Source organism: Oceanobacter kriegii DSM 6294 (assembly GCF_000422845.1).
Classification (GTDB): Bacteria; Pseudomonadota; Gammaproteobacteria; order Pseudomonadales; family Oceanobacteraceae; genus Oceanobacter; species Oceanobacter kriegii.
This window is the reverse complement of sequence record NZ_AUGV01000003.1, coordinates 442749-461911: the sequence shown is the minus strand read 5'-3', so window position 1 is coordinate 461911 and position 19163 is coordinate 442749. Positions and strand designations below refer to the sequence as shown.

General features: G+C 57.3%; 20 protein-coding genes. 16 read left to right on the top strand and 4 right to left on the bottom strand.

Translation table 11 applies throughout. The features are described 5' to 3' along the window. Window positions 1-63 precede the first annotated feature (63 nt). From ubiE to hemW, 15 genes are all read left to right on the top strand, one after another. Window positions 64-825, top strand: a complete 762-nt coding sequence (gene ubiE, locus G516_RS0102050; protein ID WP_028292250.1) for a bifunctional demethylmenaquinone methyltransferase/2-methoxy-6-polyprenyl-1,4-benzoquinol methylase UbiE — start codon at window positions 64-66, stop codon at window positions 823-825. Continuing rightward, the gene (locus G516_RS0102045; protein WP_028292249.1) at window positions 825-1514 is read left to right on the top strand and encodes a ubiquinone biosynthesis accessory factor UbiJ; all 690 of its coding nucleotides are present in this window, start codon (window positions 825-827) and stop codon (window positions 1512-1514) included. Before ubiE ends, G516_RS0102045 begins: the two co-directional genes overlap by 1 nt. Window positions 1515-1516: 2 nt before the next feature. Then, entirely contained in the window at window positions 1517-3154 is a 1638-nt protein-coding gene (gene ubiB / locus G516_RS0102040) for a ubiquinone biosynthesis regulatory protein kinase UbiB (RefSeq protein WP_028292248.1), read from the top strand. Between the two features lie 131 nt (window positions 3155-3285). After that, entirely contained in the window at window positions 3286-3666 is a 381-nt protein-coding gene (gene hisI / locus G516_RS0102035; protein ID WP_028292247.1) for a phosphoribosyl-AMP cyclohydrolase, read from the top strand. 49 nt (window positions 3667-3715) lie between these two features. Further along, the gene (locus tag G516_RS0102030; RefSeq protein ID WP_028292246.1) at window positions 3716-4048 is read left to right on the top strand and encodes a phosphoribosyl-ATP diphosphatase; all 333 of its coding nucleotides are present in this window, start codon (window positions 3716-3718) and stop codon (window positions 4046-4048) included. Window positions 4049-4081: 33 nt separating this feature from the next. Then, complete coding sequence (locus G516_RS0102025) at window positions 4082-4414, top strand: histidine triad nucleotide-binding protein (RefSeq protein ID WP_028292245.1); 333 nt, start codon at window positions 4082-4084, stop codon at window positions 4412-4414. A 17-nt stretch (window positions 4415-4431) separates the two neighbouring features. Continuing rightward, window positions 4432-4689: a Sec-independent protein translocase subunit TatA gene (gene tatA / locus G516_RS0102020; RefSeq protein WP_028292244.1), complete on the top strand. Its 258-nt coding sequence runs from the start codon at window positions 4432-4434 to the stop codon at window positions 4687-4689. Next, window positions 4689-5054, top strand: a complete 366-nt coding sequence (tatB, locus tag G516_RS20655; RefSeq protein ID WP_051218838.1) for a Sec-independent protein translocase protein TatB — start codon at window positions 4689-4691, stop codon at window positions 5052-5054. The genes tatA and tatB overlap by 1 nt, the downstream gene beginning before the upstream one ends. Further along, entirely contained in the window at window positions 5051-5809 is a 759-nt protein-coding gene (gene tatC, locus G516_RS0102010) for a twin-arginine translocase subunit TatC (protein WP_028292243.1), read from the top strand. Before tatB ends, tatC begins: the two co-directional genes overlap by 4 nt. A gap of 116 nt (window positions 5810-5925) precedes the next feature. Beyond that, window positions 5926-7080, top strand: a complete 1155-nt coding sequence (metX, locus tag G516_RS0102005) for a homoserine O-succinyltransferase MetX (RefSeq protein WP_028292242.1) — start codon at window positions 5926-5928, stop codon at window positions 7078-7080. Then, complete coding sequence (gene metW, locus G516_RS0102000; RefSeq protein WP_456090128.1) at window positions 7077-7697, top strand: methionine biosynthesis protein MetW; 621 nt, start codon at window positions 7077-7079, stop codon at window positions 7695-7697. Before metX ends, metW begins: the two co-directional genes overlap by 4 nt. Next, window positions 7697-8155, top strand: coding sequence for a DUF4426 domain-containing protein (locus tag G516_RS0101995; RefSeq protein WP_028292240.1), 459 nt, complete (start codon window positions 7697-7699; stop codon window positions 8153-8155). Before metW ends, G516_RS0101995 begins: the two co-directional genes overlap by 1 nt. Window positions 8156-8168: 13 nt before the next feature. After that, window positions 8169-8777: an RdgB/HAM1 family non-canonical purine NTP pyrophosphatase gene (gene rdgB / locus G516_RS0101990; RefSeq protein WP_028292239.1), complete on the top strand. Its 609-nt coding sequence runs from the start codon at window positions 8169-8171 to the stop codon at window positions 8775-8777. A gap of 88 nt (window positions 8778-8865) precedes the next feature. Next, window positions 8866-9303, top strand: coding sequence for a hypothetical protein (locus tag G516_RS24995; protein WP_245582586.1), 438 nt, complete (start codon window positions 8866-8868; stop codon window positions 9301-9303). Window positions 9304-9307: 4 nt separating this feature from the next. Then, window positions 9308-10480 (top strand): radical SAM family heme chaperone HemW, encoded by a 1173-nt coding sequence (gene hemW, locus G516_RS0101980; protein ID WP_322785965.1) that lies wholly within the window; start codon window positions 9308-9310, stop codon window positions 10478-10480. Window positions 10481-10809: 329 nt separating this feature from the next. Here hemW and G516_RS0101975 read toward each other — a convergent pair whose 3' ends face one another. From G516_RS0101975 to G516_RS0101960, 4 genes are all read right to left on the bottom strand, one after another. Continuing rightward, window positions 10810-11511 (bottom strand): GntR family transcriptional regulator, encoded by a 702-nt coding sequence (locus G516_RS0101975; protein WP_028292236.1) that lies wholly within the window; start codon window positions 11509-11511, stop codon window positions 10810-10812. A gap of 310 nt (window positions 11512-11821) precedes the next feature. Then, window positions 11822-13651, bottom strand: coding sequence for an allophanate hydrolase (atzF, locus tag G516_RS0101970; protein WP_211225042.1), 1830 nt, complete (start codon window positions 13649-13651; stop codon window positions 11822-11824). A 72-nt stretch (window positions 13652-13723) separates the two neighbouring features. Then, complete coding sequence (locus G516_RS0101965; protein WP_028292234.1) at window positions 13724-13990, bottom strand: DksA/TraR family C4-type zinc finger protein; 267 nt, start codon at window positions 13988-13990, stop codon at window positions 13724-13726. A gap of 156 nt (window positions 13991-14146) precedes the next feature. Then, the gene (locus G516_RS0101960) at window positions 14147-17107 is read right to left on the bottom strand and encodes a TonB-dependent receptor (RefSeq protein ID WP_028292233.1); all 2961 of its coding nucleotides are present in this window, start codon (window positions 17105-17107) and stop codon (window positions 14147-14149) included. Between the two features lie 542 nt (window positions 17108-17649). On the opposite strand from G516_RS0101960, the gene G516_RS0101955 reads away from it, so the two are divergent. After that, complete coding sequence (locus G516_RS0101955) at window positions 17650-18996, top strand: NAD(P)/FAD-dependent oxidoreductase (protein WP_051218837.1); 1347 nt, start codon at window positions 17650-17652, stop codon at window positions 18994-18996. Window positions 18997-19163: the final 167 nt, after the last annotated feature.

Below are 19163 nucleotides of genomic sequence, written 5' to 3'. Positions count from 1 at the left end.
GGCACAGCGCAAGACATTGATATTCCGCGCGGCTACAATGGCTGCCCTGTTCAGGAGGTGCTCATGTCACAGCAAGAGTCGGATCAAAAGACCACTCACTTCGGCTACCAGACCGTAGCCAGCGAAGACAAACAAGCCATGGTGGCGGATGTATTCCATTCCGTGGCGGCCAAGTACGATGTAATGAACGACCTGATGTCGTTTGGTGTGCATCGCTTGTGGAAACGTTTCACCATCGAAATGAGTGGTGTACGTCCGGGTAACCGGGTGCTGGATCTCGCAGGTGGTACCGGCGACCTGACCAAGAAATTCTCCCGCATCGTTGGCCCGCAGGGCAAAGTGGTGCTGGCAGATATCAACTCCTCGATGCTCAACGTCGGCCGCGATCGTCTGACCGACGAAGGCTATGTTGGCAACATCGAATACGTTCAGGCCAACGCCGAATGTCTGCCGTTTGAAGACAACAGCTTCGACGCTCTCACCATCGCCTTTGGTCTGCGTAACGTCACCGACAAGGACGCCGCGCTGCGCTCGATGACCCGGGTACTGAAGCCAGGCGGTCGCCTGCTGGTACTGGAGTTCTCCAAGCCAACCAATCCAGTGATGAGCAAGGCCTACGACCTGTACTCCTTCTCGGCGCTGCCGTTCATGGGCAAAGTGGTGGCCAACGACGCCGAAAGCTACAAGTACCTGGCCGAATCCATTCGTATGCACCCGGATCAGGAAACCCTCAAGGGCATGATGGAAGACGCTGGCCTGGTGCGTTGCAGCTACCACAACCTCACCAGCGGCGTGGTTGCGCTGCACCGTGGGATCAAGCCCTGATGAGCTGGTTGCCGGTCGAACTGGGGCAAGCGGCGCTGATTCCTGCCGAAGCTGCCATTAATCATGCCCTGCGGTTTGACCCGGGCAGTCAGGTGTTGCTGGCCAAAGCGGCCGGCAAGCTGGTGCACATTCGACTGGCGGGCACCGCCACGGTCGCCATCCGGCTGCTCGACGACTCGATCGTACTGAGCCTGTCGACCGACGAACTCAGCGAAGACGGCCCCTACCCCGACGTTGCCCTGATTGGCACCAGCAGCGACTTTCTGGCGCTGGCCCGAGCCGACAACAAAGCCAGCGCGATGTTGTCCGGCGGCATTCTGGTCGATGGCGACACCGAACTGGCCATTCTGCTGGGCAAACTGGTTGATCAGATGAACATCGACTGGGAAGCCATGATTACCCCCGTCACCGGTGGCATGTTGGCCCATCAACTGGGTCAGGGACTGCGTGGTTTGATGGGCTGGGGCAAACGCACCGGCCGCACCTTCAAAACTGCCGCCCGCGACTACCTCTACGACGAAGCCCGCATTCTGGTGCACCCGGCCGAGCTGGAAGCCAGCGCCGAGCGCATCGACAACCTTCGGTTGGCCTCCGATCGTCTGGAAGCCCGTATTCAACAACTGGAAGCCCGCAAGGCCGCCGAACAGCAACCGCCAGCCCAAGACGCTGCGACCGATAAAGAGGACTGAACGTGTCGCGTTTGTGGCGTTTGTGGAAAATCCTGTTCGTATTCACCAAATACCGTCTGGATGGCCTGATTCCCCTACACTTGCTGCCGCTGAGTGTGCGCATTTTGCTGTGGCTGGCACCGTGGCGTCTGCGCCCGGTACCGGCCAAGCTGAGCCGTGGTGCCCGCTTGCGGATGGCGCTGGAAGCCCTCGGTCCTATTTTCATCAAGTTCGGACAAATCCTGTCGACCCGCCCGGATCTGGTGCCGGAAGACATTGTTCAGGAGCTGAAGCTGCTGCAAGACAAGGTGCCGCCGTTTCCGGAAGACGAAGCCATAGCGCTGATCGAATCGCAACTGGGCGACACCATTGCTAACCTGTTTGCCGAGTTTTCCAGCAAGCCACTGGCGTCAGCCTCGATCGCTCAGGTCCATACCGCCAAACTGAATGACGGCAAGGATGTAGTGGTGAAAGTGGTGCGTCCGGGCATCGAACACACCATTGAACGCGACCTGCAGCTGCTGGAAACCATGGCCCGACTGGCCGTGACCTACTCTTCCGAAGCCCGTCGCCTGAAGCCGCTGGAAGTGGTCGAAGACTACCGCCACACTATTTATGGCGAGCTGAACCTGCAAATTGAAGCCTCCAACGCCACCCAGCTGCGCCGCAATTTCTCAGAATCCGGCCATCTTTACGTGCCGGAAGTATACTGGGAGTACACCCGCAGCAAGGTGATGACCAGCGAGCGTATTTACGGCATTCCAGTGGCCAACATCGACGAACTGCGGGCCCAGAACACCGATATGAAACTGCTGGCCGAACGCGGGGTGGAAATCTTCTTCACCCAGGTGTTCCGCGACAGCTTTTTCCACGCCGACATGCACCCCGGCAACATTTTTGTTTCACGTGAAAACCCACAGGACCCGGAATACATCGGCATCGACTGTGGCATCGTTGGCAGTTTGACCGAAGAAGACCAACACTATCTGGCGATGAACCTGCTGGCCTTCTTCAATCAGGATTATTATCAGGTGGCGCAACTGCACGTCGATTCCGGCTGGGTGCCCGCCACCACCAAGGTGCATGAACTGGCTGCGGCCATTCGCAGCGTCTGTGAACCGATTTTTGAAAAGCCGCTGGCCGAAATTTCCTTTGGTCAGGTGCTGATTCAATTGTTCAGCACCGCTCGCCGCTTCGATATGGAAGTGCAGCCACAGCTGGTGCTGCTGCAAAAAACCCTGCTCAACATCGAAGGGCTGGGCCGTCAGTTGTACCCACAGCTGGACCTCTGGAGCACCGCCAAGCCGTTTCTGGAACGCTGGATGCGCGAACGCTTTGGTCCCAAAGCCGCATTTGCCGAACTCAAGCGCCAGCTGCCGACCTGGATTGAAAAAGCGCCGAAAATGCCGGGACTGGTGCACGGTGCCCTGACTCGTCTGAACCACATGGACGAAAATCAGGCCCAGCTGCAACGGGAAATCATGGCCCTGCGCAAGGCGCTGGAAGAACAGAACCGTCAGAAACGCCATCTGACGCTGGGCTCGCTGGTGTCGTTATCAGGTCTGGCACTGTGGTGGCAAGCCATTGCCCTCGGTATTCCCGAAGTGCTGGGCATTGGCATCGGAGCCTTCGGTCTGCTGTGGATTTTGCTGAAAGCCTGACGCTCAACAAGCGCCATAATGTCGGGTATGCTCGGCGGCTATCAGACAGTTTGAGTCCAGGCATTCAAAAGCCTGCGACCAACACCAACGATTGAATAAAAACGGCCCCGGGCCGAACAAGTGAGAGAGACATGAGCGACTGGCTGGATGCAGTAAAGTGGGATGACAAGGGTTTGGTACCGGCGATTGCCCAGGACCATCAAACCGGTCGCATCCTGATGATGGCCTGGATGGATCGCGAAGCCCTGACCCTGACTGTGCAGGAAAACCGCGCCATCTATTATTCCCGCTCGCGCCAGAAATTGTGGCGTAAGGGCGAGTCGTCCGGCCATGTGCAGAAACTCCACGAAGTCCGTCTCGACTGCGACGCCGATGTGATTGTGTTGCAGGTTGAACAAATTGGCGGCATCGCGTGCCATACTGGCCGGGAAAGCTGTTTTTATCAGGTCTGGCAAGACGGTGAATGGGTCGCCGTTGATCCGGTACTGAAAGACCCGAAAGACATTTACTGAGCCTTATTCATCAAGCCTTGCCGTTCCAAGTCATAGAGTTGTTATTTTTATGAGTGATATTCTTGCCGCCCTGGGCGATATTCTTGAAGAGCGCAAAGGCGCTTCTGCGGATTCTTCCTACGTTGCCAGCCTCTACCACAAGGGTCTGAACAAGATTCTGGAAAAGGTCGGCGAAGAAGCCACCGAGACCATTCTGGCGGCCAAAGACGCTGAAACCAGCGGCGACAACAAGGACGTGATCTACGAAACCGCCGATCTGTGGTTCCACAGTCTGGTGGCGTTGGCCCAGCTGGGTGAACGTCCGGAGGCGGTCATCAACGAACTGGCACGCCGTTTCGACATGTCCGGGCTGGAAGAAAAAGCCTCACGTCAGCCAAAATAAGCGGCGACGGCAACCAAGGAACGAACAGCATCCATGTCTGACTGTATTTTTTGCAACATCGTGGCCGGTAACATCCCCGCCAACAAGGTCTTCGAAGACGATGACTTTCTGGCGTTCCACGATATTGCCCCCAAGGCCGACACCCACTTGCTGGTGATCCCGAAGCAGCACATCGTTAACCTTGACGACCTGACTGCCGAGCACGCCGGGCTGATGGGCAAACTGATGCTGACGCTGCCGAAAATTGCCAGCCAGCAGGGCCTCAGCGGCTATCGCACCATAACCAATACAGGCGCGGAAGGCGGACAGGAAGTCTTCCACATGCATTTCCATATTCTGGGCGGCAGCGCGCTGCCCGGATTCTGATTTCTGGAGAACACACTATGCTCGGCGGTATCAGCATTTGGCAGCTGCTCATCATTGCAGTGATCGTTATTCTGATTTTTGGCACCAAGAAACTGCGCAACATGGGCGGTGACCTGGGCGGTGCGATCAAGAACTTCAAGTCTGCCATGAACGACGATGGCGACAAGAAAGACACAGACTCCGATCCCAAGAGTCTGGCACAGGATCAGAACAACACCATGAACAAGGACGCTGACTTCAGCGAACAGAAAGACAAGGATCAGAAGCACTCCTGATGTTCGATATCGGCTTCCTTGAACTGGTTGTTGTCGGCGTACTGGGCTTGCTGGTGTTGGGCCCCGAACGACTGCCCAAAGCAGCCCGCACCATTGGTCTGATGATTGGCCGTGTGCGCCGTACCATGAACGGCCTGCAAGACGAACTGGAACGCCAGGTACGTGCCGAAGAACTGAAAGAAAAGCTCAAGGACCCCTACGCCACCTTTCTGGATGACGATGAGCGCAAGCCCAAGGCAGTACTGGAAGCCGAGCGGGCAGCCCGTGGTGAAGCCGCGGCTTCGCCACAGGAAATCGATCCCGACGGTGGTCACCGCATCCAGCCGGATGCGCCTGCGACTCAGGATCAGCAGAACAAGCCATGACCCAGGATTCCGAACAGCCCCTGATTGCCCATCTGGTTGAACTCCGCAACCGCCTGCTGAAAGCCGTACTGATTGTGCTGCTGCTGTTTCTGGGCATGTTTTACTTCGCCAACGACCTCTACCTGATTCTGGTTGAGCCGCTGTCAGCGCTGCTGCCGGAAACCCAGGGCGGCCAGATGATTGCCACCGGCGTAGCCGCGCCGTTTCTGGTGCCGTTCAAACTGACGCTGGTGCTGTCGGTGCTGATCGCCATGCCGTTTATCCTGCATCAGGCCTGGGCGTTTATCTCACCGGGGCTGTACCAGCACGAGAAGAAGTTCGCTGTGCCACTGCTGTTGTCGAGCATTGTGCTGTTTTACGCCGGTATTGCCTTTGCCTACTACGTCGTGCTGCCACTGGCATTCGGCTTCTTCACCTTTGCTGCACCGGAAGGCATCTCGGTGATGCCGGACATCTCCAACATCCTCGATTTCATCCTGAAAATCTTCTTCGCGTTTGGCATCGCCTTCGAGATCCCGGTGGCCACTTTCCTGATGGTGCTGAGCGGCATCACCACGGTGCAGTCTCTGGGCCAGAAACGGCCTTATATTTTCCTCGGCTGCTTTGTCGTCGGCATGCTGGTCACGCCACCGGATGTGATCTCACAAACCATTCTGGCGCTGCCTATGTACGCCCTGTTTGAAGGCGGAGTGCTGGCCTCACGACTGATCCGCAAGCCAGCTGACGACACCGACGACGAGGCCCGGTACGACTGATTCTGATCAGTTGTTGTGCGGTTAACGACCAGCGCCACAGGATCTGCTGAAGCCTGTGGCCAATACCTGATACACTCGCCGTTAATTACTCTTCCAAATGCAGGAAATCACCCAAGATGCCGGAAGTTATCCCTGACGACTCTGTCGGTCTGGTTACTCCCCAAACCTTTCATTGTGATACCCCGCTGACCTTACGCAGTGGCCGGGTGCTGTCCCAGTACGATCTGGTGTATGAAACCTACGGTGAACTGAACGCCAGCAAAACCAATGCGATCCTGATCTGCCACGCCCTCAGTGGTGACCAGCACGCTGCTGGCTACAACAGCATGGACGACTCCAAGCCCGGTTGGTGGGACAACGCCATTGGCCCGGGCAAACCGATCGATACCACGCGCTTTTTCGTGGTGGCACTGAACAACCTCGGTGGTTGCAGTGGCTCTACCGGCCCAACCAGCATCAATCCCGATACCGGCAAGCCGTACGGCCCGGATTTCCCGATTGTGGCCGTGCGTGACTGGGTATCCAGTCAGGCCGAGCTGGCCGATCATCTCGGCATCCAGCGCTGGGCCGCGGTCGTAGGTGGCAGTCTGGGCGGTATGCAGGTGCTGCGCTGGTCAATCCAGTTCCCGCAACGCATCGCCAACGCCGTGGTGGTTGCCTCGGCTCCGAAGCTATCGGCGCAGAACATCGCCTTTAACGAAGTCGCCCGTCAGGCCATTGCCAAAGACCCGGACTTCCACGACGGCAATTACCTGGAACATGGCACCATTCCGAAAGTGGGTCTGACCCAGGCTCGCATGCTGGGCCACCTGACCTATCTGTCGGAAGACGCCATGCGCCAGAAGTTCGGCCGCGACCTGCGCGAAGGCAAGCTCAACTACAGCTTTGCCCCCGAGTTTCAGGTGGAAAGCTACCTGCACTATCAGGGCGAGAAATTCAGCACCCGCTTTGACGCCAACACCTACATGTTGATGACCAAGGCGCTGGACTACTTCGACCCATCGGCCGATTACGACCACGATCTGGTGAAGTGCCTCAGCAACGCCCAGTGCAAATTCCTGCTGGTGTCGTTCACCACCGACTGGCGCTTCTCTCCCGCCCGTTCGAAGGAAATCGTCAACGCCCTGATGGAAGCCGATAAAGACGTCAGCTACGCCTGCATCGACTCCGACGGCGGCCACGACGCCTTCCTGCTCGACAACCCGCGCTATCACGCGGTGCTGTCGGCCTTCATGAACCGCATTGCCAACCGGCTGGAGGCCCAGGCATGAGCCCGACGACCTTGCAGTCACTGCGTCCCGACCTCGCCATCATTCAGGAATGGATTCAGCCCAACAGCCAGGTGCTCGACCTTGGCTGCGGCGAAGGCACCCTGCTGCAATTCCTCAGCGAGCACAAAAATGTGCGCGGCTATGGTCTGGAAATCAATCCTGACAAAATCACCGCTGCCATTGCCAATGGCGTCAACGTAGTAGAACAGGACCTCAACAACGGCCTGTACAACTACAAGGACAACAGCATTGATACCGTGGTGATGACCCAGGCCCTGCAAGCGGTGCAACGGCCAGACGAATTGCTGGATGAAATGCTGCGCGTTGGCGACGAAGCCATCGTCACCTTTCCGAACTTCGGCCACTGGCGTACACGCATGTACCTGGCTCTGAAAGGCCGCATGCCGATGTCAGAAACCCTGCCGCACAAGTGGTACGACACGCCAAACATCCATTTGTGTACCGTCAGTGACTTTGAAGAGCTGTGCCAGCAGAAAAATATTCGTATCCTGAGCAAGACGGTGGTCGACGATCATCACCAGGAACACTGGGCGATTCGTTTGTGGCCATCCTTATTGGGCGAAATTGCGGTTTACCACCTGACCCGGAGGTCCTGATGAAACGCTGGCTGAACGCAGTAAGGAACATAACCCTGATGTGCCTGCTGGCCCTGCCCGCCTGGGCAGACCGCGGTGAACAAAAGCAGGTCTTTGGCAATTACGAGGTGCACTACATCGGCCTCACCACCAGTTTCCTGACGCCGGAAGTGGCCCGTGCCTACGGCATTGAGCGTTCCGGCCGCATGGGTATGCTGAATATTTCAGTGCTCAACAGCGCCGAAAAAAGCGACGTGCCACAGCCGGTAGAAGCCAAGGTTAACGGCACCCTGAAAAACCTGATTGGCCAGAGCAAGTCGCTGGAATTCAAGGAAATCAAGGAAACCAACGCCGTCTACTATGTGGCCACCTTCCGCTTTGACGAAGAAGAGGTCTACCGCATCAACCTGCAGGTCCAGCCGGATGGCGTCAGCCGCAGCTTTGATGTGAAGTTCAGCCAACGCTTCTACGAAGAATAACCCCGGAGCCACCATGAAGATCGTCCTCGCCAGTGGCAACGCTGGCAAACTGCGTGAATTCTCACAGCTGTTCGACACCCACTTCGGCGACCAGAACATCGAACTGGTACCGCAAAAGGAACTGGGCGTCAGCGACGCCGACGAAACCGGCCTCAGCTTTGTTGAAAACGCCATTCTGAAAGCCCGCCATGCCTGTGCAGCCACCGGCTTGCCAGCACTGGCGGACGACTCCGGCATTGAAGTCGACGCCCTCAAGGGCCAGCCGGGTATTTATTCTGCCCGCTTTGCCGCCATGCACAACGCAGGTTCAGGCGACGCCGACAACAACAGCCTGCTGCTGCAAAAACTGCAGGGCGTTGCCACAGAGCAACGCAGCGCCCGCTTCCAGTGTGTGCTGGTGTACATGCGCCATGCCGACGACCCAACCCCGCAGATTTTTCAGGGCAGCTGGGAAGGCACCATTCTGACCAGCGCTGCAGGCAGCAACGGCTTTGGCTACGACCCGCTGTTCTGGGTTGAAAGCGAGCAATGCGCCAGTGCGGAACTCGACAAGGCACGCAAGAATCAGATCTCTCACAGGGGCCAGGCCATCCAGCAGCTGATCCAGCGCTGGCGCCGATAATCCCCGACGCGCCGCGGCGAACAACCGCCGAGGCGCGTAGCAAACCGTATAACGGTTATTTCACAGACCTACCGGATAGATGCACATCGTGGAAATTCTCGAACAACTGCAAAACAAGATTAACCAGACCATTCAGTCGCTGGAAAACCTGCAACTGAGCAACATGGAACTGCAAGAAGAACTCGATCAGGCACGCAGCCAGCTGAGCGAAACCCAGCAGGCGCTGGAAACGGCCCAGCAGCAAAACGCCGAGCTGAGCGAAGAAAAGGCCCAGCTGCAGCAACAGCACAACGACGTGACCGAACAGAAGAACGCCATCGAAGCCCGTGTTCAGTCACTGCTGCAAACCCTCGACATCGCTGTGTCTGACCTGATGCCAGTAGCAGCGGATTCCGCTCAGGAAGACGTTCAGGAAGACCTTCAAGACAGCAGCGTACAGGAAGACCTGTACCCGAACGACAACGCGGACGAGCAGATCGTCCAGCAAGCCAACGACCAACTGGCAAACGTTCAATACGGAAACTGAGATCGTGCCCGTTTTGCCGCCATTAAGTCTGTACATCCACGTGCCCTGGTGCGTGCGTAAATGCCCCTACTGCGACTTCAACTCGCACAAGGCCGACGACCAGATTCCGGAAGATGACTACGTGGCGGCGCTATTGGCCGACCTGCAAACCGAACTGCCGTTTGTCAACGGCCGTTCGGTGCAGACCATCTTTATTGGTGGCGGCACCCCCAGCCTGATGAGCGCCGACGGCTACCAACGGCTGTTCGATGGCCTGCGCCAGCAGCTGCACTTTGCCGAAGACATCGAAATCACGCTGGAAGCCAACCCCGGCACCTTTGAAGCCGAGCGCTTCAAAGCCTATCGCCAGTTAGGCATCAACCGACTGTCAATGGGTATCCAGAGCTTCAACGACCTGCACCTGCAAAAGCTGGGACGTATTCACGACAGCCAGCAGGCCCAGGCGGCCATTCGCTCGGCTTTCGAAGCCGGTTTCGACAACATCAACATCGACCTGATGCACGGCCTGCCCGGACAGTCGTTAGCCGATGCCATGTACGACATCGACACCGCCCTGAGCTTCAACACCCCTCACCTGTCGTGGTATCAGCTCACCATCGAGCCCAATACCGAATTCTACAAACGTCCGCCGATCTTGCCGGAAGACGAAACCCTGTGGGACATTCAGGAGGCTGGCCAAAAGAAACTGGCCGAAGCCGGTTTTCAGCACTACGAAATCTCCGCCTTTGCCCAGCCGGGCAAGCAAGCCCGCCATAACCTCAATTACTGGCGCTTTGGCGACTACCTCTGCATTGGTGCTGGCGCCCACGGCAAAGTCAGCTGGTACGACGACAACGGCCAGCTTCACAGCCAGCGTCGCTGGAAAACCCGCGCGCCCAAAGACTACCTCAACCCGGACAAGCAATTTCTGGCGGGCAGCGACAACATCGACGCCGAAGACATGGGCTTTGAATGTCTGATGAACGCCCTGCGCCTGCACGAAGGCATGCCCGTGCGCATGTTTGAACAACGCACCGGCGTAACCCTGGCGATGGTGCAAGAGCCTGTGGATAAAGCCATTTCGATGGGTTTGCTGGAAATCGCAGACGTCGCTCAAGCAGACCTGAACGAACCCTGGATACGCGCCACCGAACGCGGCCGCTTGTACCTCAACGAACTGCTGGGGCTGTTTTTGTAACAGCGTCTGATCGCTTACGATTCATTGCGTAGGTTGAGCCCCGCCCAACTGGTGCGTGGCTCTGATGCGTGGCTCTGATGTGTACGCGAAGCGGCTGCCATCAGACACAGCATCGTTGGATGGCACTCGCTGCGCTCGCTTATCCAACCTACCCGAGATTTTCGTAACGTCCTTGTTTATCCCACCACCATAGATCTGATGCGTGGCCCTGTTGTGTAGGTCTGATAAAGACGCGAAGCGGCTGCCATCAGACACAGCATCGTTGGATGGCACTCGCTGCGCGAGCTTATCCAACCTACCCGGTTTTTCTGAACGACGCTTTATCCCGTTTACACCTTGATATTGACGTTATATAGGCTCTTGGCTTCCTGAAGCCGGTGCAGGGTAATCTCCCGCACGGTGTTCTTACTCAACTCAATATGACGCTTTAACTCAGCGATTGCTTGCACGGTATCCCGAGCCAGAATCAGCCCCAAAATGCGATGGTGCTCATCGTAGGTCGCCTCAATACGACCCGGCTGGGTGAAATCGAGCCTGCGGATGATCTTCAGGCGCTCACAAACGCCCTGATGCAACAAAGCCATTTCCTTGTTACCGGCTGCCGCCACCAATTTGTCGTGGAAGGTTTCATCCAGAATCGCCACCGCATCGGAGTCCGACCAACGGTCGGACTTATCCACCGACCACACGGCCACCAGCTCCGCCAGACGCTCGGCAACGTCATCGGCTTCGCACAGCCGTCGTACCGATTCCGACTCCATCAGGATGCGGCAGTCGTACAAATCCTCGAAATACTTGAAGTCAAATGGCCGCACCTGCCAGCCACTGCGGAAATGCACCTGTACGTATCCGTCTCGCTCCAGCCGGTAGAGCGCTTCCCGAACGGGTGTACGGGAAGCTTCCATACGTTTGGCGATTTCCGATTCACTGAAGCGGTCGCCGGGTAACAGCTGGAAGTCGAAGATGTCTTTCTTCAGCTGTTGATAGATGCGCTCGGCGACGTTCACCGGGCGCTTGGTGGTTGCAGTCATGTGTACTTACTGACCTGTTGATTCGACATCGTCTAAAACCGGCTGGCCCCTTGCCTCTTGGGGAGATCTTATCTCCCCGGCGGCACGCCATCCCCTCTGCTTTGTGCTACCGATTCGCTATTCAATTCTCACTGCGAACGCACAACGAGCACGCCCAGATGCGGCATCCATGCCTTAACTGGGCTAGCCGGCCATCCATGGCCGGACTGCTCTGTGTGTCCTTGTTCAAATTGGCTCATATTGATGCGCAGTTTTCGGTGACGCAAAGCCTCTTTTCAAAGCAACCTTTGAAGTAGGCGTTACTTGCAAATCAGCCTTTCAAACTCTGGATATACGCGCGCCAGCCGCCAAATTCACTGATATGGGTCGCACCTTCCAGACCCGCTGGCTCGCAGATAAAGCCTTTTACCAAACGGCCGTCTTCCAGTTCCAGTGTGCCGATGCCCAGTGGTTGTGGAATCTCTTCCACAAACGCGCCAAAGGCTTCTTCGGTGACCCGCCACACTTCCACAATCAAGGAGTGGCCTGTTTCCTCAGAACCTTCCGGCAGACGTACCAGACCCGGTTTTGGTGGCGTGGTGTTGGCCAGTGCGTAAAGCTGGTATTTCGGCGCGGTTTTGGTTTGCTCCAGCAGCGCGGCGTTGCGGCTGGTGAGCTGATGGTTCAGCGGCATGCCGGTCAGGTGAGCTCCAACCACGGCAACGTCGATGGTTTTTTCACTCTTGCGGCCCAGCAGTACCGGCGCTTCCGGCAGCTTCAGTGCCGCTTCCCAGCGGCTGGCAAAGCTCAGCAAGGCCATTTCCTGCCAGGCCTTGGCAATGATGGTCACGCCGAATGGCAGGCCGTCAGCGCGCAGTTGCGCAGGCACAGCAATAGCCGACAGGTCGGAAAGGTTTACAAAGTTGGTGTACACGCCGTTGCGGGAATTTTCCAGTACAGGCTCGGCTTTCAAAGCTGCGTGGCTAGGGAAATGCGGGGAGGTTGGAACAAACAGCGCGTCGATATCAGCGAAGAAGGCATCGACCGAGCGCATCAGTTCCAGACGGCGGTATTCGGCATTAAACGCCTGCACGGCGGTTGGCGTTTTACCGCCCAGTACAATGCCTTTTACCACCGGGTCGAGTCCAGGAAGGTCCTGTTCCATGAACTCGCCAACAGCAGCGTAGCGTTCTGCTACCCAAGGGCCTTCGTACAACAAGGCCGCTACTTCGAATAGGGGGCCGAAATCCTTTTCGACCAGCTCGAAACCGGTAGATCGAGCCATTAAACATGCTTGTTCAAAGGCTCGTTGTTGTTCCTCATCCCCAAACCACTCCGGGTTGGCGGGTATGGCCAAGCGACGAATCCGCGTCTGTGCAGGTGTTTCATCGGGTCGGGAATACGGGTCGTTTCCGTCAAACCCACCGGCGACACTCAGAACCTGCTCGGCATCCTGGCTGTTCAGCGCAAAGATGGAAACAACGTCCAATGATCTACAAGCAGGAACTACGCCAGAAGTGCTCAACAGGCCTTTGGTGGCCTTCATACCCACCAAATGGTTAAAGCCTGCGGGCACCCGGCCGGAGCCTGCGGTGTCGGTTCCCAGTGAAAATGCCACCTGACCGCGAGCAACCGTCACGGCAGAACCAGAACTGGAACCACCGCTGACGTATTCCGGGTCAAAGCTGTTGGCCACTGCACCATAAGGAGACCGAGCCCCCACCAGACCGGTGGCAAACTGGTCCAGATTGCATTTGCCCATCACCACCGCACCGGCCGCTTTCAGCAATTTAACAACGTGAGCATCCTGCGCGGGAGTGAAGGCAAACTCCGGACAGCCCGCTGTGGTTTCAAAGCCCAGTGCATCAATATTGTCTTTTACTGCGAACGGCACACCAAAAAGGGGCATGTCTGCCACCGACTTGCCTTCCAGTGCAGCCAGTTGAGCCGCCAAAGCGTCATCGCTGGCCAGCGCAATCCAGCCGCTGCCATGGAAGGGTTTATCGCCATCCAGCTCTTCCGCCCGGATGGCCTCCAGCAAGGCCGGCAGCAGCTGTTGCGGGCTATAGCCCTTGTTATAAGCGTTTTTCCAATCGGACAGATTCCAGCCGAGCAGGTTATCTGGCAGGTTTTCAGGTTGGGCTTGAGCGGTAAAAGACATGATGGCTCCAGTTGCACACTAACTTGTATACAAGACAATGTACCAGATCCGTGCCAAGGTATAGAGACCGGGTTAACGAAGCTGGCTGTCCTTACTGCCCCGTCGGTTAATACCCGCGCTGGCTTTGTATTCCTTCTCCAATTCAGACTGACACTGAATGCACAGCCGCACGCCCGGTACCGCCTGTCGGCGTGCCTCAGGAATCGGCTTATCGCATTCTTCGCAGAATTCCAGACTGTCGCCCACACTCATGCTGCTGCGCGCTTGGGCCACAGCATCCTCCACCGTGGCATCAATCTGATCCTGCACCGCACCGTCTCTTGCCCAGCCTGATGCCATCGCGTTCTCCCTTTGTTGTGTTGCACAAAAGCAGTATGAGTATGCGCTTCAAATAACAGGATGGGGTATTGCAGGCGACATACCCGCAGCCATTGCCGACAAGTCGCTACTGTTAGGACATGGAGTGGCTACCAAGGCAGGCCACAGCGTGGGTTTCTAATTCGCTCCCCAGCGCCAATTCAGCCCCAGTTGCACCTCCGTACCCGTGACGGAGTAGCTGTAGACCCGGTTGCTGCTGTCTACAAATTTGTCGAACGCTTCGTTGGTGAGGTTGTTGGCGTCCAGGCTGAGGGTCAGTTTGCGGTTGAGTTTCCAGCTGGCCCAGGCACCAACAATGGCCGAGGCATTGACCCCTTCGCGGTCGTTGCCATTGTTGCCTGGCACCAGCGTCAGGTAGCGGGATCGGGCACGCAGGGTAACGCCCGTTTCAAAATGACTGCCGCGATACCACAGTGAGCCATTCAGTACATGCCGGGATAACCCCGGTGGCGGCAAGGTAATGCTGCCGTCGTCCAGCGGATAGCGTGTCAGCGCTTTACTGAGCGCGTAGCTGGCATCAAGGCCGAATCGGTTCCAAACCGGAGGCAGCCAGCTGAACGGCACCTGTACGTTGAGCTCCAAACCACTGATGTCGGTGCCTGGGCCATTCACCGGCCGGCGGTAATCGTAGGCTCCAGAGCCGCTGTCCTGGGCTTCCCAACCGGGGTTGTAGTACGGCAGTTGGTCGAGGGTGACCGTGCGGGATTCGGTAACAATCAGGCTATCGATGCGGGTATAGAACAGCCCGGCTGCCAGCAAGGCATAGCCCTGGCCGTACCACTCGATGCCCAGATCAAAGGCATGGGCACGGCTTGGACGCAGTTCGGTATTACCGCTTTCGACAATGCGGGCGCTGGTGCGCATCAGTAGCGGAGTGGTCAGGGCATCGATGGATGGCCGGGAGATTTCGCGGCTATAGCCCAGGCGCAGCAACAGGTCGTCACGCGGCTGGGCGACCAAATGCAGCGATGGCAGCCAGTCACCATAACGAAAGTGTTCGTTCACCGGTTCAATTTGGCTGCTGTTACCGGTGCCTGTGCCAGTTGCGTCATCGCTGTCATCAATCAGCAGGCTGCCAATCACCTGCTGGCGGGTAGTGGCATAACGCACACCAACATCGCCACGCAGTGGCCACGGCAGCTGCCACAGTTCAAAGGCGCTTTGCCACCAACCGGCCCATGAGGTTTCCTGCAGCTGGCGTTGCTGGGTTGGGTCTTTTTCCAGCAAGCTGTCATTCAATCCCAGTGCTTTCAGCAGCCCTTGTTGTCCCACTGCCCAGCGGCTCGGCAAGCCAGAGACACCGAGTCCACGGCCAAAATGTCCCGGTGTTGTGTCTATGTAACCCATGGCATCGCCATCGTCACTTTGCCAGGTATAGGAAGCCTGCTGACGCTCGTTAGAGAAGTGCTGATACTTGACGCCCAACCAATGGGTCAGGCCAGAGTTTTGCTGAAACGCCAGTTCGGTTTCCGCCACCTTGTAGCGGTTAACCACTCTGTCTTCGTACAAGGTAACGCGCCAAAGCTCCCACTCAGCCGGGTCTTGTATGTCGAAGCCATAACGATTGACCGAGATACGGTCGTTGCTGCGGAGGTCAAAGCTGAAGTCCTGATCCGGCGCCAGCAGCGAAATATTGTTGTGCAGTGGACTGTGGAACACCGAGGCCTGATAGCCCAATGCCGCAGCAACCGACCAACGCTCATCCAGTGCCAGCGACCAATCCAGCTTCAGTTGTCCAAGGCGGGTGCAGTCTTCTTCATGGTTGTGCTCGGAGCGAATATCAACGTCTGAGAATGCGCCATACACCATGCCCTCGGGCCCCAGCTCAAAGTCATTCACCGTAACGTCGCTGAGGTCCTGGGTGCGAATACCCGCCGACGTAATGTGGTATTCGTGCATGTCCTGCTTGTGGCGGGAGCCCATCAGGGTCAGATCCAAATTCCCCCATGTACGGTTACGCCATTGCAAAACACTGGCGAAACCCAGCGTGGTTAACTGGCGGTTGAGAATGTCATAGCGATTGTGGCGCGGGTAAAACACGCCGCTGTCCAGCTGCTGTTGCTGGGCTTCAGAAAGCTGACTCTGCTCGCCCCAGTCCGCCTGCTGCCAACGCACGGTGGAATACCCTTGCTCGGAGGTCGTCCGTTTGCGGTAACTGACACTGGTGGCCCAGCCGAAATCTCCCGACTGACTCAGCCCCTGAAAACCAGCGCCCAAACTGGCACCACCGGTATCGTTACGAACGTTGGACTCCCCTTGCAAGGTCAGCCACTGCTGGCGCTCGCCTGCCAACAGACTGCGGTCGTCGAAGGGCCTCGGCGTACTCATATCCACCGAGCCACCAATCGCACCTTCCGCCGTCCGGGCGTTGCCCGATTTCACAATACTGATGCGGTTGAACAGGCCTTCTGGCAATACGTTGAAATCAAAACTGCGGGAGTTATTCACCGAGCCCCTGGCATCAATGCTGGTGCCCGTCGCCAGCATCGGCATGCCATTGATGCTGACGCGGGTAAATTCCGAGCCCAGCCCACGAACGCTGATATTACGATCAACCCCGGCTTCCTGACTGAAGGTCACCGCTGCCCGGGTTGCCAGCGCTGCCGTGATCCGGCTTTGGCCTCCCAACTGGCCTGCCGCCACGTGGGCCGCTTCTTCAAGGGTATTGCTGGCGTAACGTGTGGCAATGGAAGGGGCGCTGTCAAAGCGGCTGGCGGTAACCAGAACCTCGGGCTGCCACAGGGTATCCGTGACTGAAGCCTCGGCTTCTGACTTACGGTCGTTAGCTGGATAATGAGTTGGATAAAAAGAAAACACCACGCCAGCAGCTGTCATTCGGAACTGCCAATGGGTGTCCTGAACCGCCAATTCCAGAAAGCGCTGCAGCGAACAGCGCCCCAGCGGCTGGTTTATCCAGCGAGCGTGATCTGTAGCCGACGGCTGAGGTCGTGCCGCCATCACCGCACTGGTGCCAAAGTGACGACTGAGCTGCTCTATCAGGTGTTCTATCGAGGTTTGACTGACGCCATCAAAGAAACAGCCCTGTTCAGAAACAGGCTCAGGCAGAGAATCTGGCAAGGGTTCAGCAAAGGAAGGCCGGGATAACGCGAAAAGTGTCAAGACTGGCAGCAACAGAGCGTACCAGCCAGAACTCCGTTGTCTGGCTGGGCTCAAACTCCAAAGATCAAGCATGCCGCTGATAGTACCCAAACCTGAAAACCCTGTGCCCGACGGACGTTATGGCAGCGTCAGTTCGGTCTGTTGTAGCCAGCTCAACCGTCAGAAAAGAGCAGCCGCTAGAGAAAAACCGAAGGCTGCCAGCACCCGATACGCTACCAAATCGACCTGCCATTCTAGGTCACAGGGTATGACAGAGGTATGAAGCGGCTTCTTTTGTAATAATGAAGAAAAGGCAACCGTAACGACCCCTCTGCATGCTGCTGCTCGTGATCCGATGGCCACTAACCTGACGCCCGATCACAGCCAGCAAGCACACAGACCCACAGTCCGCACTGCATACACCTAACGCCGCAGCGCCAGCACTGGGCCAAACCATCAGGGACACCGTTCTGCCAACGTTTTAGCAATACCTTTTATCCCTTTAACATCAAGGAAACTCCATGAACGCAGAACAACCTTCCCTTGGCGGTGACCCTCATTCCCGTCAGAACATTGTGATTGTGGGTGGCGGCGCTGGCGGCCTCGAGTTGGCCACGCACCTGGGCCACAAACTCGGGCGCAAGCACAAAGCCAAAATCACCCTGATCGACCGCAAACGCACCCACATCTGGAAACCGCTGCTGCACGAAGTGGCCACCGGCACCCTCGACACCGGTACCGAAAGTGTTTCCTACCACGCCCATGGCGCTCGCCATGGTTACCAGTTTGAACTGGGCGAACTGACCAACCTCGATACCCGCAACAAAACCTACACGCTGGCGCCGCGTCTGGACCAGGACGGCAAAGTCCTGATGCCATCCCGCGAGCTGCCGTATGACACCCTGATCATGGCCGTTGGCAGCATCAGCAACGACTTCGGCACGCCGGGCGTTCAGGAGCATTGCTACCTGCTCGACTCTACCCGTCAGGCCGACCGCTTCCATACCGCCCTGATCGACCGTTTCACCGACATTCACCAGAACCGACCGGGTGATCGACTGCGCATTGCCATCGTGGGTGCCGGTGCAACCGGCGTAGAGCTGTCGGCCGAACTGCACCGGGTAACCGAGCTGCTGCGCTCTTACGGCATGGCCGGCATGTCACGCCATCAGCTGGAAGTCACTCTGGTTGAAGCCGGGCCGCGGGTACTGCCAGCGCTGCCGGAACGTATCTCGACCTCGGTAACCCGCGAGCTGATTAACATTGGCGTCAAGGTCAGTACCTCCACCATGGTCAGCTCCGCCGATGAAAACGGCCTGCTGACCAAAGACGGCGAGCGCATCGACGCCGACCTGATGGTATGGGCCGCCGGGGTTAAAGCGCCGGATTTTGTCGGCAAGATTGACGGCCTGTCGCTCAATCGCGGCAACCAGATCGAAACCAACGAATACCTGCAAGCCAAAGACCCCGAAGGCAATGTGATTGACGGCCTTTGGGTGATTGGTGACTGCTGCTCGTTCACCATGGAAGACGGCACCCGTGTGCCGCCACGCGCCCAATCAGCCCACCAGATGGCCAGTTGTGTGTTCAAGAACCTGATGAACCAGCGCGTTGCCAAACCACTGAAAGGCTTCGCCTATCACGACCATGGCTCACTGGTGAGCCTCAGCCGCTACAGCGCGGTTGGCAGCCTGATGGGCAACCTCAGCAGTAAGTCGATGTTTGTCGAAGGCAAGCTGGCGCGCTTGTTCTACATCTCGCTGTACCGCATGCACCAGATCGCGATTCACGGCAAATTCCGTGGCGCATTGATCGTGGTGTTGGACTGGCTGACCCGAGTGATCAAACCCAAGATGAAGTTGCACTAAGCCAGCTCCCCCGAAGAACGCTTTAGCCGCTCTTCGGGGGCTTTGACTACAAAGAATGCACTAAGAACCACTATTCGGCTGGTTTTGTCACCCAAACCATTAATGTCAGCTTTCTTGAGGCGAAAATACCGCGTGTTTATCGCGTCACCACTTGCCAAACGGCAAAG

What these genes read in the sequence shown, in the direction of transcription:
- metX (WP_028292242.1), top strand. Translation starts at nt 5,926, where the DNA reads ATGCCGGAAGTTATCCCTGACGACTCTGTCGGTCTGGTTACTCCCCAA.
- hisI (WP_028292247.1), top strand. Translation starts at nt 3,286, where the DNA reads ATGAGCGACTGGCTGGATGCAGTAAAGTGGGATGACAAGGGTTTGGTA.
- ubiE (WP_028292250.1), top strand. Translation starts at nt 64, where the DNA reads ATGTCACAGCAAGAGTCGGATCAAAAGACCACTCACTTCGGCTACCAG.
- G516_RS0101995 (WP_028292240.1), top strand. Translation starts at nt 7,697, where the DNA reads ATGAAACGCTGGCTGAACGCAGTAAGGAACATAACCCTGATGTGCCTG.
- G516_RS0101975 (WP_028292236.1), bottom strand. Translation starts at nt 11,511, where the DNA reads ATGACTGCAACCACCAAGCGCCCGGTGAACGTCGCCGAGCGCATCTAT.
- G516_RS0102025 (WP_028292245.1), top strand. Translation starts at nt 4,082, where the DNA reads ATGTCTGACTGTATTTTTTGCAACATCGTGGCCGGTAACATCCCCGCC.
- tatB (WP_051218838.1), top strand. Translation starts at nt 4,689, where the DNA reads ATGTTCGATATCGGCTTCCTTGAACTGGTTGTTGTCGGCGTACTGGGC.
- tatC (WP_028292243.1), top strand. Translation starts at nt 5,051, where the DNA reads ATGACCCAGGATTCCGAACAGCCCCTGATTGCCCATCTGGTTGAACTC.
- rdgB (WP_028292239.1), top strand. Translation starts at nt 8,169, where the DNA reads ATGAAGATCGTCCTCGCCAGTGGCAACGCTGGCAAACTGCGTGAATTC.
- G516_RS0102045 (WP_028292249.1), top strand. Translation starts at nt 825, where the DNA reads ATGAGCTGGTTGCCGGTCGAACTGGGGCAAGCGGCGCTGATTCCTGCC.
- atzF (WP_211225042.1), bottom strand. Translation starts at nt 13,651, where the DNA reads ATGTCTTTTACCGCTCAAGCCCAACCTGAAAACCTGCCAGATAACCTG.
- metW (WP_456090128.1), top strand. Translation starts at nt 7,077, where the DNA reads ATGAGCCCGACGACCTTGCAGTCACTGCGTCCCGACCTCGCCATCATT.
- tatA (WP_028292244.1), top strand. Translation starts at nt 4,432, where the DNA reads ATGCTCGGCGGTATCAGCATTTGGCAGCTGCTCATCATTGCAGTGATC.
- G516_RS0101955 (WP_051218837.1), top strand. Translation starts at nt 17,650, where the DNA reads ATGAACGCAGAACAACCTTCCCTTGGCGGTGACCCTCATTCCCGTCAG.
- G516_RS0102030 (WP_028292246.1), top strand. Translation starts at nt 3,716, where the DNA reads ATGAGTGATATTCTTGCCGCCCTGGGCGATATTCTTGAAGAGCGCAAA.
- G516_RS0101965 (WP_028292234.1), bottom strand. Translation starts at nt 13,990, where the DNA reads ATGGCATCAGGCTGGGCAAGAGACGGTGCGGTGCAGGATCAGATTGAT.